The following is a 15,957-nucleotide window of genomic DNA, read 5'->3' on the forward strand; positions in this document are numbered from 1 at the left end:
TTATCCCCCTAATAATTCTCCTTTAACAAACTCATTTCCCGCTAAGTGCTCCTCAATAGTCATTATCCTCTTTCCGGGAAACTGAACTTCCAAAATACTCAACGCCCCATCTAAAGTTTTTACTACCAAACTTTTATTGACTTCAATTATTTCTCCGAGCCCTGCTTTCACATCAGTATCCACAGGTTCAGCTTTTAAAATCTTAAACCTCTCTCCCTTGTAAGTAGTGGAAGCGGCGGGTTTCTTATATAAGCCTCTTACTAAATTACAGATGGTTTTTGTATCCATGGTTTCAAAATCTATATAGCCTGTAAACTTATCTATTTTATCCGCATAAGTTGCAAGGTCACTGTCCTGTTTATCAAATCTCACTTTTCCCGCTTTTAAATTTTCAATAAATTCCACTATTAATTTAGAACCAAGCTCTGAAATTTTTTCACTTAATTCCTCTGCATTTAAATTTGAGATATCTATTTCCTCACAAAGTGCCACATCGCCTGTATCCAAACCTCTTTCCATTTTCATAATACTTACACCGGAAGTAGCATGCCCTTGAATTATCGCTCTATTTATAGGTGCTGCTCCTCTTAATTTCGGCAAACAGGAAGCGTGTATATTTATTGCATATAGCTTTGGAATATTTAAAACTTCTTCTTTTAAAATTTGTCCAAAGGCAATTACTACGAATAGATCAGCCTCTTGACCTTTTAATATTTCAATTGCTTCTTGGGAATTTATATTCTCAGGTTGAAATACTTCTATGCCAAGTTCCAAGGCTTTTTCTTTTACGGGAGGAGGTAATAATTTCTTTCCCCTTCCTTTTTTTCTATCCTGTTGAGTCACAACCAATGAAAGCTTATATTTTTCATTTAATATCTCTAGAATTGGAACGGAAATTTCAGGCGTTCCAAAAAAGACAATCTTCATTTTATTCTTCTCCATCTTCATCTTCATCAGTTATTTCATACATTTCTTCAGCAATATCTGAGTACAGTATGCCATTAAGATGATCAATTTCATGTTGTAAAATTCTAGCCAAATATTCTTTCGCTTCTATTTCACTTTCATTTCCTTCAACATCTATATATTTAACTTTTACTTCATTAGCCCTTTCAACCTTTCCCTGTCTATCGGGAATTGAAAGACAGCCTTCAAAACCAATTTGAGATCCTTGACTGTAAACTATTTCAGGATTTATTAATGCAAATCTATTTCCATCTCTATCATCTACAGTTACTACCTTTCTCAAAATTCCCACTTGAGGTGCAGCTAATCCCACTCCTTCAGCGTCATCCATGGTTTCATACATATCTTCTATTAAAATTTTAATCTTATCATCTATTTTTGTAACTTCTCTTGATTTTTTCCTTAAAATCGGATCTTCATCTGTTCTAATTACTCTTTTAGCCATTTCTACTCCTCTAATTAAATAAACTCCACATCTACATAAATATTATATTTTTCAATTTTATCTTTATTTTTAATTAATACCCCTTTTATACTTTCTGTTAACTCCTTAATATAATCAGGATCTACCTTTAAAGTGAATTTGGATTTAAATATATTTTTAATCCTAAGCATTCTTATAATCCTAGTATATTCCAATTTATATCCTCCCACACTCTTTACTATATCAAGAAGTACATCAGATGCAACTTCATCAATATATCTTTCGTCTTCTGAGGAAAAATTCACGTTAATTAATTTTGAAAAGGGCGGATAATTATACTGCTCTCTAATTTTTAATTCTCTCTTATAAAAATTTTCATAGTCAGTATTACTAGCATATACAATGCTGTAATTGTCGGGATTGTAGCTTTGAATAACCACATCTCCGCCTTTTTGTGAACGTCCTGCCCTGCCTGATACCTGTGTCAACAATTCAAAGGTGGTTTCATTTGCTCTATAGTCGGAAATATATAGAGATAAATCCGCAGCTATAACTCCCACTAAAGTTACATTTTCAAAATCCAAACCCTTAGCGAGCATTTGCGTCCCTATTAGTATATCTACTTCTCTATTTTTCACTTTATTGTAAATTTCATCGTAACTATTTTTTTGAACTGTAGTATCCCTATCCATTCTAAGCACTTTCGCTCTGGGAAATATTCTTTTTACCTCTTCCTCAACTTGTTGTGTACCCACTCCAAATTGTTTTATAAACTTACTTCCACATTCAGGACACCTACTTACCATCTTCTTTGTAGAACCACAATAATGACACCTTAAAATATTTGTATTTTTATGGTAGGTCATTGAAATATCACAGTTATCACATTTTATTACGTGTCCGCAAGATCTGCAAGATACAAAGTTGGAAAATCCCCTTCTATTTAAAAATAAAATAATCTGCTCTTTTTTCTCAAGTTTTTCAGCCATATGCTTTCTTAAAAGCTCACTAAATATGGAGGTATTGCCTTTAATTAATTCCTTTTTCATATCCACTATTTTAATATCGGGAAGTCTTGCTCCCACAACAGCCCTTTGTTTTAATTCAAATAAGTCGTACAAACCTTTCTCCGCTTTGTAGTAAGTGATTATATCAGGTGTTGCACTTCCAAGTAAGAGTTTTCCCTCTAATAACTCCATACGCTTCTCTGCAACTTCAACAGTATCATATCTAAGGGCATTGTGAAATCTATAGGAACTATCATGTTCCTCATCTACAATTATGAGTTTTAATCTATTTAATGGCGCAAATACAGCCGACCTTGCTCCTATTACAATATCCACCTCTCCATTTTTTGTCTTTTGCCATTGATCATATCTTTCTCCTGAAGATAACTTTGAATGAAGTACCGATACTCTTCCGCTGAATCTTCCCATAAATCTCTCTATCATCTGTGGCGTAAGACCTATTTCAGGCACCAGTACTATCACCTGGCCACCTTCTTTTATAATTTCTTCAGAAACTTTTAAATAGATTTCCGTTTTCCCACTTCCCGTTAATCCATGGAGTAAACTAACGGTTTTTTTACTGTTTAAAATTCCTCTAAAAGCTTTTATCTGCTCCATATTTAATGTGTTTAATTTTGTAGCAGCTACTTCTTCATAGGGCTCTCTTATAATTTCTCTGTCTAGAATTTCCAAAATGCCTTTTGTCTCCAAAGATTTAATAGGTGAGTCGGAAATCTCCAACTCCTTTAGCAACTCTGATCTCAGCACTTCGCCTTTATCTTGCAAAAACTCAACTACTTTTAATTGTTTTTCAGTAAGCTTTAAATTTCCCTTTGAAATTCTACTTAGATAATCTTCCTTAAGCTTAACAGCCTTTAGAATCTTAGCACTTATTTGAGTTTCAACTTTATATTCTATGGAAAGTACACTACTATTAATTAAATCTCTTACAAGCTTTCCATATTGCAAATTATCATCTACGAAACTTAGGTTATACTTATTTTTTTCCAGTTCTTTAAAAAAAGCAACTTCATCTTCTTTTGGAACATATTCCTCTTTTATAACTGCTATTTTTTGAATAACCTTAATGTCACCTGGAGGAAGTAGGGGTGAAAAACTTTGATTATACTTAGTTAGGTACTTTTCTTTCATCCAAAATCCAAGTTCCAATAAATCCTCACTTAAAATAGGTTCATAGTCTAGAACTTTTATTATTTCTTTTAAATCATATTCCAATTTATATTCTTCTTCTATGGATATTACCAGTCCTACTCTGTTTCTATCCCCTTTACCAAAAGGAACTTGAACTCTCATTCCCGGTTTTAATTCCATATTTTCCGGAAGCTTATAAGTGTATAGTCTATCTATTTTTGCAATGTTGTTTTGGATATATACATTTACGTACTTCATAAAATCCCCCATTAAAAAAGCAAGATTTTATCTTGCTTGCAGTAGTCTTCTGATTCTGTTTAAAATTTCATTGGCCAAGTCATTCTTGCTCATAGAGTTCAAGGATTCTACATTTTCATCTTTATCTATAATACTTGCAATATTGGTATCCGACTTAAAACCTGCTCCTTCTTTTGTTATATTGTTAACTACTATTAAATCAAAGTTCTTTGCTTTTAATTTTCCTTTTCCATAGTTAATTTCATCGTTACTCTCAGCAGCAAAACCAACTACAATTTTATTTCCCTTTATTTTTCCAAAGTGTTTTGCTATATCTATATTTTGCTCCAGTTCTATGGAGTTAAAATCCTCAGATTTAGTTTTCTTTATCTTTTCTTCAGAATAAATTTTCGGTTTAAAATCTGCAGGTGCTGCCGCCTTTATTAAAACATCAACACTGTTAAATCTGCTTTCCACTGCATTAAACATATCCTGAGTACTTTTAATTCTAACAAACTCATCTACTTTCGGAGGCTCTATGGAAGTAGGTCCTGAAATAAGAGTTACCGTTGCTCCTCTTTTTTTGGCTTCTCTAGCAAGAGCATAGCCCATTTTACCGCTGGAGTGGTTTGTTAAGTATCTTACTGGGTCTAATTCCTCAATAGTTGGCCCACTGGTAATAATAAATTTCTTACCCCTTAAATCCTTTTCAGTTAATTCATAGTCTATAGCTTGAACTATTTCCTCAGGCTCAAGCATTTTTCCCGCACCGACATCATTACATGCCAATAGATCTTTTTGAGTATCTAAAACTACAACACCAAGTTCTTCCAGCTTTTTAATATTTTCCTGATTGAATTTATTATTTAGCATAAATGTATTCATTGCAGGAGCTATAATAATCTTAGACCTGCTTGCCATTAAAACAGTAGTCAATAGATTATCGCAAATACCGTTGGCAAATTTACCTATTGTATTAGCTGTACAAGGTGCAACTACAATTACATCTGCCCACTTTGCAAGAGAAATATGCTCCACATCCATATTCATCAACTGATTAAACATCTCCACATGTACAGGCTTGTTTGACATTGTTTGAAATGTAAGTGGAGTCACAAATTCACAAGCAGCATCTGTCATTACAACTTTAACATTTGCTCCCTGTTTTTTTAATAAACTCACTATTGAAGGTGACTTATAAGCTGCAATTCCTCCAGTAACTCCCAATAAAATATTTTTATCCTTAAGCATTTTCTCCGTCACTTCCAATGAAATCATCTTCTAATTCAGTTCTACTTTCCAATTCTCTAAGTTCCCTTTCTCTTATGATCTCATACTTGGAGTTCTTTTCTTCTTCTATTTTTTTCGCATATTCTCTATCGGACATTGGCTCTCCGAAAACTATGGACTTATCCAAAATTTCTTCAATAGAAATAGTAACGGGATTAGTTGAATCCGTTTCTATTAACGGTTTAGCACCGTCTACTATCTTTCTAGCCCTTTTGGCAGTTAGAATAACCAATTCATATCTACTGTTTGTAACGTCCTTTATTTCACTAAATGATGGAATTATCAATTTCTTCACCTTTCTTTTCAGCCATTACTTCCTTTTTTATATCTTTATGTCTCTTAACTCTCAGTTTTTCAGCTGCAATTATATTTTCTATATCAGCCACAGCTTGATCTACAGTTTCATTTACGACAAAGTAATCATATTCACCAACAAAATCAAGTTCTTTAAATGCGTTTTTAAATCTTGTATTTATCTCTTCCTGCGTTTCAGTGTCTCTCTTTATTAATCTATCCTTTAACTCATCCATTGTAGGAGGAAGTAAGAAAATAAAGACAGCCTCCTTATATTTTTCCTTTATTTGAAGTGCTCCCTGAACGTCTATTTCCAAGAAAACTATTTCGCCCTTTTCTATTTCATCAAATACAAATTTCTTCGGCGTGCCGTAATAATTCGTATGCACAAAGGCATATTCCAACAGCTCACCTTTTTTTACCATTTCTTCAAATTCATCTATAGTTGCAAAAAAATAATTTTCTCCATTTACTTCTCCAGGTCTGGGTGTTCTAGTGGTAACTGAAGTGGAATAAATGATTTTATCATTTTTTTCCATTAATCTTTCACTTACAGTACCCTTCCCACTTCCTGAAGGCCCCGATAATACTAATAAAAACCCCGCTGACAAATATGATTACCTCCTATTTACACACTACTCAATATTTTGAACCTGTTCTCTTATTTTTTCTATCTCAGATTTTAAATCTACTACATTTTTTAATATTTCTATGTCACCAGTTTTGGAGCCTATTGTATTAACTTCTCTATTTAGTTCCTGAATTAAAAAGTCCAGTTTTCTTCCTACAGCTCCCTTTAAGTTAATTATATCATTAAACTGTTCAAGGTGAAGAAAAATTCTCGTTATCTCTTCATCTATTGAAAGTTTATCAGCCATTATAGCAACTTCAGTGGTTAATCTTGCCAAATCTAAATTTTCAGCATCTATATTTTGGCTAATTGTACTCCTTAACTTTTCTGTATTTTCTTTTAAGGCAATTGGCGCCCTTAACTTTATAGCTTCAGAGATTTCATATACTTTTGAAATTTTCTCCTCAAAATCCTTCTTTAAATTTTCGCCCTCTATTTCTCTCATTCCTAAAAATCCTTTAAGAGCTTGATTTAAAGCCTCTTCTATAAGTAAAAAATACTCATCGGTATTTTCTTCCTCACTTTTACTGACAATTACGCCTTGCATTAAATATATGTCACGAAGAGTAATTTCTGAATCCAGATTAAATTGATCATTTAACTTCCTAAGTACATTATAGTATTCTTCTGCCAAAGCTGAATTTATATCTATCTTAACATTTTTTGAATTTATATAATCAACATTTATAAATACGTCAATTTTTCCTCTATTTACATTTTGTTTTACTATCCTCTTAATTTTATCCTCTATGGACAATAAGTTCTTGGGTAACTTTATGGCTATGTCACAGTACCTATTATTTACTGACTTCATTTCCACTTTAATACTATAAGTATCATTTGAAGCTATGCCCATTCCATAACCTGTCATGCTGTACAAATATACCACCCCATTTTTATGTTATTATACTTTATTTTTACAATATTATCTACTGTTAACATAAGTAAAGAGAATCAAAATGATTCTCTTTACTTATAATTACTTAACTACAATATTATAAATTTTTCCCGGGACAAAAATTTCCTTTACAATAGTTTTATCTTTTGTCTGTAAATTATAACTTTCATGTTCCTTGGCTATTTTTTGAACTTCATCTTTTCCTGCATCTTTAGGAACATTGATGGTATATCTAACTTTTCCATTAAATTGAACTGGAATTTCCATAATCTCATCAACAGTCTTGCTTTCATCGTATATTGGCCAAGCTTGCTCATTTAAATATCCGCCCAAATTATTTACTTCCCATATCTCTTCAGTTATGTGAGGTGCAACTGGGTTTAACAACATTAAATAAGTTCTCAAATCCGCTTTTGTAATCTTTCCAAAGTCATTAAATTCATTTGACAAACTCATTAATGCAGCTATGGCTGTATTGGCTTTTAAATTTTCATAGTCTGTTGAAACCTTTTTAATTGTCTTGTGAATGCTGGATTCCAATTCCTTAGTATATTCCTCTCCCTCTACTAAAATAGATTGTAAATTCCAAACTCTTTCAAGGAATCTTCTACAGCCTCTTACTCCTCTTTCACTCCAAGGAGCATTTTTTTCAAAGTCACCTATGAACATTTCATAAGTTCTTAAAGTATCGGCACCAAATTCATTTACTATATCGTCCGGATTTATTACATTACCTCTTGACTTACTCATCTTTTCATTATTACCGCCAAGAATCATACCATGAGAAGTTCGTTTTTGGTAAGGTTCTTTAGTAGGAACTACACCTATATCATATAGGAACTTATGCCAAAATCTGGAATACAGCAAGTGTAAAGTTGTATGCTCCATTCCTCCATTATACCAGTTTACAGGGGTCCAATATTCAAGATTTTCCTTACTTGCAAGGGCTTCATCATTGTCGGGATCCGTATATCTTAAGAAGTACCAAGAACTTCCGGCCCATTGAGGCATAGTGTCAGTTTCTCTCTTTGCAGGCTTACCACAATGCGGACAGGTGGTATTTACCCAAGATTCTATTTTGGAAAGAGGACTTTCACCATCATCAGTTGGCTCATAATTATCTACTTCAGGAAGAATTACCGGCAAGTCTTCTTCCGGAACCGGAACCCAACCACATTCGTCACAGTATACTAACGGAATTGGCTCTCCCCAGTACCTTTGTCTTGAAAACACCCAATCACGCAATTTAAAGTTGACCTTTTTATGACCTAGCTTGTGTTTCTCCAAATAGTCAATAGTTTTTTCAATGGCTTCCTTTACTTCAAGTCCATTTAAGAAATCCGAATTTATCATATGACCGCTATCTGTATCTGTATAAGCCTCTTTTGAAATGTCTCCGCCTTCAATTACAGGCAGTATTTCCAAATTAAACTTCTTAGCAAACTCATAGTCTCTTTGGTCATGAGCAGGAACTGCCATTATAGCCCCTTTACCATAACTCATTAAAACATAATCAGATATCCAAATTGGAATTTCTTTGTTAGTTAAAGGATTAATAGCCTTTAAGCCCTTAGCTTCAACACCGGTCTTATCGTGAACTAATTCAGTTCTCTCAAAGTCGGATTTTTTGGAACTTTCATCTTTATATGCTTTTATTTCGTCTAAATTCAATATTTTAGAAGCATTTTCGTCAATAAGAGGATGTTCAGGAGCTATAACCATATAAGTTGCACCAAAAATCGTATCAGGTCTTGTGGTATAAACTTCAAGAGCATCATCAACCTCCGGGATATTAAACTTTATTTCAGCACCTTCGCTTCGCCCTATCCAGTTTTTCTGTTGTGTCTTAACCCTTTCTATATAGTCCACTTCATCAAGATCATCTATTAATCTTTGAGCATATTCCGTAATTTTTAACATCCACTGACTTTTTACTTTTCTAATTACTTCTGTTCCACATCGCTCACATCTTCCCGCAATAACCTCTTCATTTGCAAGTCCCACCTTACATGAAGGGCACCAATTTATTGGCATTTCATTTTTATAAGCCAAACCATGTTTAAATAATTGAAGAAATATCCATTGAGTCCATTTGTAATATTTGGGATCAGTGGTATTAATCTCTCTAGACCAATCAAAAGAGAAACCTATTGACTTTAATTGCTCTTTAAATTTCTTTATATTATTTTCTGTGACTTTAGCAGGATGAATCTTATGTTGAATGGCAAAGTTTTCAGTAGGCAGACCAAAGGCGTCCCATCCCATTGGATAAAGTACATTGTATCCCTCGTATCTTCTCTTTCTCGCCAATATATCCAAAGCTGTATACGGTCTCGGATGGCCTACATGAAGACCTTGACCGGAAGGATATGGGAATTCCACAAGCGCATAAAACTTCTCTTTATCATATTCATTCTTAGTGACATAGGTTTCATGTTCATCCCAAAAGTCTTGCCATTTTTTTTCTATTTCATTAGGTTTATAACTGTTCATACTCTACTCCTATATTAAAATTCTGCAGAACCTACAGTTCTTGGAAATGGAATTACATCTCTAATATTACTCATTCCTGTTATATACATTACCGCTCTTTCAAATCCAAGTCCAAATCCTGAATGCACTACACTTCCATATTTACGTAAATCCAAGTACCAGTCGTAGCTTTCCGGCTCCATTCCATTTGCCAGTATTCTGTCTTTTAATACTTCTAGTCTGTGCTCTCTTTGAGAACCTCCTATTATTTCACCTACACCGGGTACTAAAAGGTCCATTGCCGCTACAGTTTTTCCATCTTCATTTTCAGTCATATAAAAAGCCTTTATATCCTTGGGATAATCAGTTACAAATACGGGTTTTTTAAATATTTGCTCAGTTATATATCTCTCATGTTCCGTTTGAAGATCTACTCCCCAATGTACCGGATATTTAAAATCGTGTTTGGAATCTTCCAAGAGTTTAATTGCCTCAGTATAGGTTATCCTTGCAAATTCCGAATTTACTACATTATCAAGTCTGCTTAAAAGTTCTTTATCTATAAATTTATTAAAAAATTCCATTTCATACTTTGCATTTTCCAAGACATACTCAATTATATATTTAAGCATTTCTTCAGCTACATCCATATTTTCTTCTAAATCCACAAAAGCCATTTCAGGCTCAATCATCCAAAACTCTGCAGCATGTCTTGGTGTGTTGGAGTTTTCAGCTCTAAATGTAGGCCCAAAAGTATATACATCTCCAAAAGCAAGAGCAAAAGCTTCAGCTTCAAGTTGACCTGATACGGTTAAGTTTGTCTCTTTTCCAAAAAAATCTTTTTTATAGTCCACTTCACCGTCTTCTAATGGAACATTTTTTAAATCCAAAGTAGTTACGTTAAACATTTCTCCTGCACCTTCTGCATCAGAGGCAGTTATTATTGGAGTGTGAACGTAAACAAAGCCCCTATCTTGAAAATACTTGTGAATTGCAAAGGCAATTAAAGACCTTACTCTAAAAACCGCATTAAAAGTATTGGTTCTTCCTCTTAAGTGAGCTATAGTCCTTAAATACTCCATAGTATGTCGTTTTTTCTGAAGAGGATAGTCCTTATCAGAGATACATATTGCCTCAATACTTTGAGCCTGAAGTTCAATAGGTTGTTTAGCTCCTGGGCTTTCAACGATTTCCCCCTCTATTTTCAATGAAGAACTAAGGGTATACTTTTCAATTTCAGAAAAATTCGGCAGTTTATCATCATATACCACCTGTAAACTTTCAAAACTTGAACCGTCTGTCAATTCTATAAAGCCATAATTTTTAGATGCCCTGCTATTTTTTATCCATCCTTCTATCTCAATTACTTTATTAAGATATTTTTCATTGTTTTCCAAAATTTCTTTAACAGTTAACCTCATAATTCCTCCTAAATATATAAATTTAATTTAATTAATTCGCTTTTATACATAGAAAACATTATATATTAAATTCAATGATTTTTCAAAAAAATATCCAGAAAAACTCACTATTTTAGACAATTTCAATTATTTTTAATACGTTTTAGATAGATTAAGAAGAGCAATAATTTAATATCACTCTTCTTAAGAATTAATCATACCCGGCATTTTATTATTTAAACTAACCTTTTAATTTCTCAAGATATGACTTTATTTTCTTTTCATAACCATTATTACTAGGGTTATAATATTTTCTATCCTTATATTCATCTGGAAGATACTGCTGTTTTACATAATTATTTTCATAATTATGAGGATATTTATACCCTTGCTTATTATCTATATCAGGGCTATGAGTATCTCTTAAATACATTGGTACAGTAGATTTTATGCCTTTCTTAATATCGTCAATAGCACAATTAATCCCAATATAGGAAGCATTCGATTTTGGCGCACAAGCTAAATAGGTAGCAGCCTGTGCCAAATTTAATCTCGCCTCCGGAAGCCCTACAACTTCCAAAGCATTAAAAGCCGCTACTGCAACTGTCAATGCCATTGGATCAGCGTTGGAAATATCTTCTGAAGCTGAAATTATCATTCTTCTTGCTATAAATTTAGGGTCCTCTCCAGATTCAAGCATCTTTGCCAAATAAAATAAAGCAGCATCAGGGTCTGAACCTCTAATGGATTTTATAAAGGCAGATGCAGTATCATAGTGTTCATTACCATCTCTGTCATAAAACATATTTTTCACTTGAAGACAATCTCTAATAACGTCTTCATCTATATTAATAACACCTTCTACTGCATCAGTGGAAAGTACGGCTATTTCCAAAGAATTCAACAAATTCCTTCCATCTCCCGAAGAATTTTTTACTAAATAGTTAACAGCACCCTCACTAATATTTACTTTTAAATTTCCAAATCCTCTTTCATCTTCCATAGCTCTTTTAATTAACTTCCTCAAATCTTCTTCTTCAAGACTTTCTAAGGTCAATATTTGCATTCTTGAAAGGAGAGCTTTATTGATTTCAAAATAAGGATTTTCCGTAGTGGCACCTATTAAAATAACTATGCCTTTTTCTACAAAAGGAAGCAGAGCATCCTGCTGTGTCTTATTAAACCTGTGAATTTCATCTATAAATAAAATAGAGTTTCTATTGTCATACTTTAAATTATTTTCCGCTTCTGCCAATACTTCTCTTAATTCCTTTAAATTAGATGTAACTGCGGAAATCTGTATAAATTCCTTTTTAGTTGCATTTGCAATAATTTCCGCCAAAGTAGTTTTTCCTACACCGGGTGGTCCATAAAAAATCATGGAGGAAACTCTATCGGATTTTATCACTCTTTTTAAATACTTCCCCTCTCCCACCAAGTGACTTTGGCCTACGAAGTCCTCCAAACTCTTTGGTCTAAGTCTATTAGCTAAAGGTGCAGTACTTTTAAGATTGTTTTCCATATTCATTGTAAATAGATCCATTTTAATTCTTCGCTTTCATAATATCTTCCAGTTCATTAAAGAAACTTTTTATATCCTTAAACTGTCTATATACGGATGCAAATCTCACATAGGATACTTCATCTAAATCCTTTAGTTCTCTCATAACCATTTCACCGATTTCAGTGGAAGTGATTTCTTTTTTCATGGAGTTTTGAATAGTCTTTTCAATTCTGTCTACTGCAGCTTCAATATCATCTATGGAAACAGGTCTCTTTTCACAAGATTTTATTATTCCATTTAAAACTTTATTCCTATCAAAACTCTGCCTATTCCCATCTTTTTTTATTACCATAATGGGAGTTTCTTCTATTCTTTCATAAGTTGTAAATCTACCCTTACAATCTATACATTCACGTCGTCTTCTAATTGTTGAACCTTCATCAGTAGGCCTTGAGTCAACAACCTTTGAGTCTGTATAACCACAATAAGGACATTTCATAATCTCACCTCTATTATAAAAACCTCATCTTTTGATGAGGTTTTTTTATTAAAATTGATTTCTATTTGTTCGTAAGAAAGAAGGTATTTTTAATTCTTCATTATCTGTAGTTTCAGGTTCTGACTTAGCGCTAGGCTTCTGAAACTTTTCAGGAGTCTCTTTTTTCTCTTCTTCTTTATATTGATCAAATTCAGTTGCAATAACCGTTATCTTAACTTGGTCTTTTAACGACTCATCTATACCTGCTCCAAATATAATATTTGCATCTTCATCTACCCAGTCGCGAATTAAATCAGCGGCTTCATTAACTTCAAAAATTCCTAAGTCATTACCGGCAGTTATATTTAAAAGAACGGATTTAGCACCTTCTATGGAAGTTTCTAAAAGAGGAGAATTAATAGCCAATTTAGCAGCATCTGTAGCTCTTTCATCACCTGAAGCCATTCCAATACCCATGTGAGCTATTCCCTTATCTGCCATAATAGTTTTAACATCGGCAAAATCAAGGTTAATTAAACTAGGTACAGAAATTAAATCTGAAATACCTTGTATACCTTGTTTCAATACATCATCCGCCATTTCAAAAGCTTTAGAGAAGCTAGTCTTTTTATCTGAAATGGAAAGGAGTCTATCATTTGGAATTATTACTAAAGTATCTACTTTATCTTTTAATGAATTTATTCCTCGCTCTGCTGATTTTGCTCTTTTTAATCCTTCAAAGGCAAAAGGTTTTGTAACAACGCCAACAGTAAGTATTCCAAGTTCCCTTGCTATTTCTGCTATAACAGGAGCTGCACCTGTACCGGTTCCTCCTCCCATACCAGCAGTAATAAATACCATATCTGCCCCATCGAGAATATTTCTAATTTCATCACGACTTTCTTCAGCGGCTTGTTGTCCCACTTCAGGGTTTGCACCGGCACCTAATCCTTTAGTTATTTTTTCCCCAAGCTGAATTCTATTTTCAGCCAGAGAAGTTTTTAGTGCTTGCATATCAGTATTAAATACTATAAACTCAACACCTTTAACGCCTGCATTTATCATTCTATTAACGGCGTTGTTTCCTCCGCCACCAACGCCTACAACTTTTATCTTTGCAAATTCGTCGTGATCCATATCAAAATCCAACATAAGCATCCTCCTCATATCCATAATCATTTTCGTTATCATAAAATGCTATATACTCTATTTTATAAATAAATTTTGAAATAGTCAATATATAATAACTCTTTAACCTAGATAAAAACTAAATTATCAATCATTTTCCAAATTTGTTGAAGTATTTAAATTATAATTTGAGTTAAAATCCTCAGTTTCATCATCCGAGCTCTCACTTTCAGTAACAGCCATTGGATTTCCATCTTTCTCCATATATATTTCATTTACTTTTTTATTTTCTTTTTTTACATCTGCAAGAATTTTTTCCAACATATCAAATTTATAATCAATGTTTTTATAGCTTCCAAAATCAACATCGGTGTTGTCCTTCGTAACAAAATAAATTCCAATATCATCTAATTCAACTGACTTAAGTAAGGAAAAAACAGAATTCCTTTTAAATAAATCTTCTAAAAATTTATTTTTTTCTGAATCTTCAAAAGTTAAAAAACTTCCAAGTTTAAGCTTTTCAGAAGGAACTCCCACAATTTCAACTAAATTTTGCATAGGGTTATTTCTAACCTCAATTATCTTTAGTTCATCGTCTAATATATAGTAGTCAGTATAATCTACTATTTGAGCCACAGGCGTCCTTTCAACTACATCAATATCAATATAGCCACCAAAGGAAAAAGAAATGGAAGCTGTCTTAACAATTGGAATCGTCTTTATATCATTTATTCTTTTCTTTTTTGTAAGGAAAAAATAATTATCTCCAACTTTAATTCCCGATTTCTTTTTAATTTCTTCCTGCGAAGCAATTTTAGTTCCTGTAACGGAAATAGTTCTTACGTTAAAAACACCAAATTTAAGTAACGCAAATAAAGTTATTATCGCAAGGACAATAAAAAGAATAATTTTTTTTATAAATCTGTTTCGTTTTTTCTTTTTTGCATATTTCATTCTTCTAATTTGCGAACTGTTCATCTTACTGAATCAAACCTTCTATTTCATCTACTAATATTTTTACTGCATCTATATTCCCTAATTCTTTAGAAGCTTTAGCCATACTTAACCTTTCTTCATCATTATTAAGTATTTCTATTATGTTACCATATAATTCCTCAGATGTTAAATCTTTTTCTAAAATTATTCTACTTGCGCCCTTCTCTTCATAGCTTTTAGCATTAAAGTATTGATGGTTTCCCGCAGTATATGATTTAGGTATTAGTATACTTGCAACTCCCACTGCAGAAATCTCGGCTAAAGTCATTGCACTTGAACTTGCTATTACTAAATCGCTAATTGTTAAAATGTCAGGAATTTCATAGGAATAATCTACAATTTTAATATTTTCCGGCAGTTCAATACCCTTAATACTATCCATAAAATAATCGTAGTGCTCTTTTCCTGTAATATGAATAAAATTAAAGTTAAAATCCAGCTTTGCTTTTATCATACCTATTACTGCATCATTAGTGGACTCCTGACCTCCACTTCCTCCAAAGGAAAGTACAGTCTTTCCTTTTAAGTCACTACCTAGTTTTTGTGCTGATTTTTCTCTATCTAGATAGTTAAAATCATCTCTAATGGGATTTCCCGTAATAATCATATTTTCACTATCTAAGTATTTTTCAGCCTCCTTAAAATTCAAGGCAACTAAATCAGCTTTCTTAGACAGTATCTTATTGGTTTTACCGGGAAAAGCATTTTGCTCTTGAACTACGGTTTTTATTTTTTTCTTTTGAGCTACAAATAAAACCGGACCACAGACATAACCTCCCGTTCCTATTACAACGTCAGGATCAAAATCTTTTATTATGGAGCTGCTCTCTCCAATTCCCCTTAAAAGTGTCCACATAGTTTTAATCGTCTTAAAACTAATTTTTTTTCTTGGTAATCCCTCTATATGAATAGGTTTAAAATCATAACCTTCCTTTGTTACAAGTTCTTCCTCAAGGCTGTTCTTCTTTCCAATATATAATATTTCATTATTACTGTCCCTGTTTTTTATTTCCTTTGCAATGGCAAGTGCCGGATAAATATGTCCTCCAGTTCCCCCGCCAGATAAAATATATTTCATTG

Annotated in this window: 14 protein-coding genes; all 14 read right to left on the minus strand. The window is 32.9% G+C overall.

What is annotated here, in order from left to right; translation table 11 throughout:
• Positions 1-942, minus strand: coding sequence for a methionyl-tRNA formyltransferase (gene fmt, locus EF514_RS05400; RefSeq protein WP_240649010.1), 942 nt, complete (start codon positions 940-942; stop codon positions 1-3).
• The gene (gene def, locus EF514_RS05405; protein WP_127724417.1) at positions 929-1,411 is read right to left on the minus strand and encodes a peptide deformylase; all 483 of its coding nucleotides are present in this window, start codon (positions 1,409-1,411) and stop codon (positions 929-931) included. The genes fmt and def overlap by 14 nt, the downstream gene beginning before the upstream one ends.
• Before the next feature lie 14 nt (positions 1,412-1,425).
• Positions 1,426-3,807, minus strand: a complete 2,382-nt coding sequence (gene priA / locus EF514_RS05410; RefSeq protein WP_127724418.1) for a primosomal protein N' — start codon at positions 3,805-3,807, stop codon at positions 1,426-1,428.
• 27 nt (positions 3,808-3,834) lie between these two features.
• Positions 3,835-5,037: a bifunctional phosphopantothenoylcysteine decarboxylase/phosphopantothenate--cysteine ligase CoaBC gene (gene coaBC / locus EF514_RS05415; RefSeq protein WP_127724419.1), complete on the minus strand. Its 1,203-nt coding sequence runs from the start codon at positions 5,035-5,037 to the stop codon at positions 3,835-3,837.
• A complete protein-coding gene (rpoZ, locus tag EF514_RS05420) occupies positions 5,030-5,371 on the minus strand; it encodes a DNA-directed RNA polymerase subunit omega (RefSeq protein WP_240649011.1) in 342 nt (113 codons plus the stop codon). Before rpoZ ends, coaBC begins: the two co-directional genes overlap by 8 nt.
• Entirely contained in the window at positions 5,343-5,981 is a 639-nt protein-coding gene (gmk, locus tag EF514_RS05425) for a guanylate kinase (protein WP_127724421.1), read from the minus strand. The genes rpoZ and gmk overlap by 29 nt, the downstream gene beginning before the upstream one ends.
• A gap of 24 nt (positions 5,982-6,005) precedes the next feature.
• Positions 6,006-6,872, minus strand: coding sequence for a YicC/YloC family endoribonuclease (locus tag EF514_RS05430; RefSeq protein ID WP_240649016.1), 867 nt, complete (start codon positions 6,870-6,872; stop codon positions 6,006-6,008).
• Positions 6,873-6,980: 108 nt separating this feature from the next.
• Positions 6,981-9,392 (minus strand): leucine--tRNA ligase, encoded by a 2,412-nt coding sequence (gene leuS, locus EF514_RS05435; protein ID WP_127724423.1) that lies wholly within the window; start codon positions 9,390-9,392, stop codon positions 6,981-6,983.
• A gap of 14 nt (positions 9,393-9,406) precedes the next feature.
• Complete coding sequence (gene asnS, locus EF514_RS05440; protein ID WP_127724424.1) at positions 9,407-10,792, minus strand: asparagine--tRNA ligase; 1,386 nt, start codon at positions 10,790-10,792, stop codon at positions 9,407-9,409.
• 220 nt (positions 10,793-11,012) lie between these two features.
• Positions 11,013-12,314 (minus strand): replication-associated recombination protein A, encoded by a 1,302-nt coding sequence (locus EF514_RS05445; protein ID WP_127724425.1) that lies wholly within the window; start codon positions 12,312-12,314, stop codon positions 11,013-11,015.
• Between the two features lies 1 nt (position 12,315).
• On the minus strand, positions 12,316-12,774 hold the full coding sequence (nrdR, locus tag EF514_RS05450; protein ID WP_127724426.1) for a transcriptional regulator NrdR: 459 nt from the start codon (positions 12,772-12,774) through the stop codon (positions 12,316-12,318).
• A 48-nt stretch (positions 12,775-12,822) separates the two neighbouring features.
• Positions 12,823-13,905, minus strand: coding sequence for a cell division protein FtsZ (gene ftsZ / locus EF514_RS05455; protein WP_127724427.1), 1,083 nt, complete (start codon positions 13,903-13,905; stop codon positions 12,823-12,825).
• Between the two features lie 123 nt (positions 13,906-14,028).
• The gene (locus EF514_RS05460; protein WP_127724428.1) at positions 14,029-14,859 is read right to left on the minus strand and encodes a cell division protein FtsQ/DivIB; all 831 of its coding nucleotides are present in this window, start codon (positions 14,857-14,859) and stop codon (positions 14,029-14,031) included.
• 1 nt (position 14,860) lies between these two features.
• Positions 14,861-15,955: an undecaprenyldiphospho-muramoylpentapeptide beta-N-acetylglucosaminyltransferase gene (gene murG / locus EF514_RS05465; protein ID WP_127724429.1), complete on the minus strand. Its 1,095-nt coding sequence runs from the start codon at positions 15,953-15,955 to the stop codon at positions 14,861-14,863.
• Between the last annotated feature and the right edge of the window lie 2 nt (positions 15,956-15,957).

Origin of the sequence: Anaerosphaera multitolerans, from assembly GCF_004006535.1 — a bacterium.
In the GTDB taxonomy this organism is placed as follows: domain Bacteria; phylum Bacillota; class Clostridia; order Tissierellales; family Peptoniphilaceae; genus Anaerosphaera; species Anaerosphaera multitolerans.

What these genes read in the sequence shown, in the direction of transcription:
- EF514_RS05445 (WP_127724425.1), bottom strand. Translation starts at nt 12,314, where the DNA reads ATGGATCTATTTACAATGAATATGGAAAACAATCTTAAAAGTACTGCA.
- priA (WP_127724418.1), bottom strand. Translation starts at nt 3,807, where the DNA reads ATGAAGTACGTAAATGTATATATCCAAAACAACATTGCAAAAATAGAT.
- coaBC (WP_127724419.1), bottom strand. Translation starts at nt 5,037, where the DNA reads ATGCTTAAGGATAAAAATATTTTATTGGGAGTTACTGGAGGAATTGCA.
- asnS (WP_127724424.1), bottom strand. Translation starts at nt 10,792, where the DNA reads ATGAGGTTAACTGTTAAAGAAATTTTGGAAAACAATGAAAAATATCTT.
- def (WP_127724417.1), bottom strand. Translation starts at nt 1,411, where the DNA reads ATGGCTAAAAGAGTAATTAGAACAGATGAAGATCCGATTTTAAGGAAA.
- EF514_RS05460 (WP_127724428.1), bottom strand. Translation starts at nt 14,859, where the DNA reads ATGAACAGTTCGCAAATTAGAAGAATGAAATATGCAAAAAAGAAAAAA.
- murG (WP_127724429.1), bottom strand. Translation starts at nt 15,955, where the DNA reads ATGAAATATATTTTATCTGGCGGGGGAACTGGAGGACATATTTATCCG.
- nrdR (WP_127724426.1), bottom strand. Translation starts at nt 12,774, where the DNA reads ATGAAATGTCCTTATTGTGGTTATACAGACTCAAAGGTTGTTGACTCA.
- leuS (WP_127724423.1), bottom strand. Translation starts at nt 9,392, where the DNA reads ATGAACAGTTATAAACCTAATGAAATAGAAAAAAAATGGCAAGACTTT.
- fmt (WP_240649010.1), bottom strand. Translation starts at nt 942, where the DNA reads ATGGAGAAGAATAAAATGAAGATTGTCTTTTTTGGAACGCCTGAAATT.
- EF514_RS05430 (WP_240649016.1), bottom strand. Translation starts at nt 6,872, where the DNA reads ATGACAGGTTATGGAATGGGCATAGCTTCAAATGATACTTATAGTATT.
- ftsZ (WP_127724427.1), bottom strand. Translation starts at nt 13,905, where the DNA reads ATGTTGGATTTTGATATGGATCACGACGAATTTGCAAAGATAAAAGTT.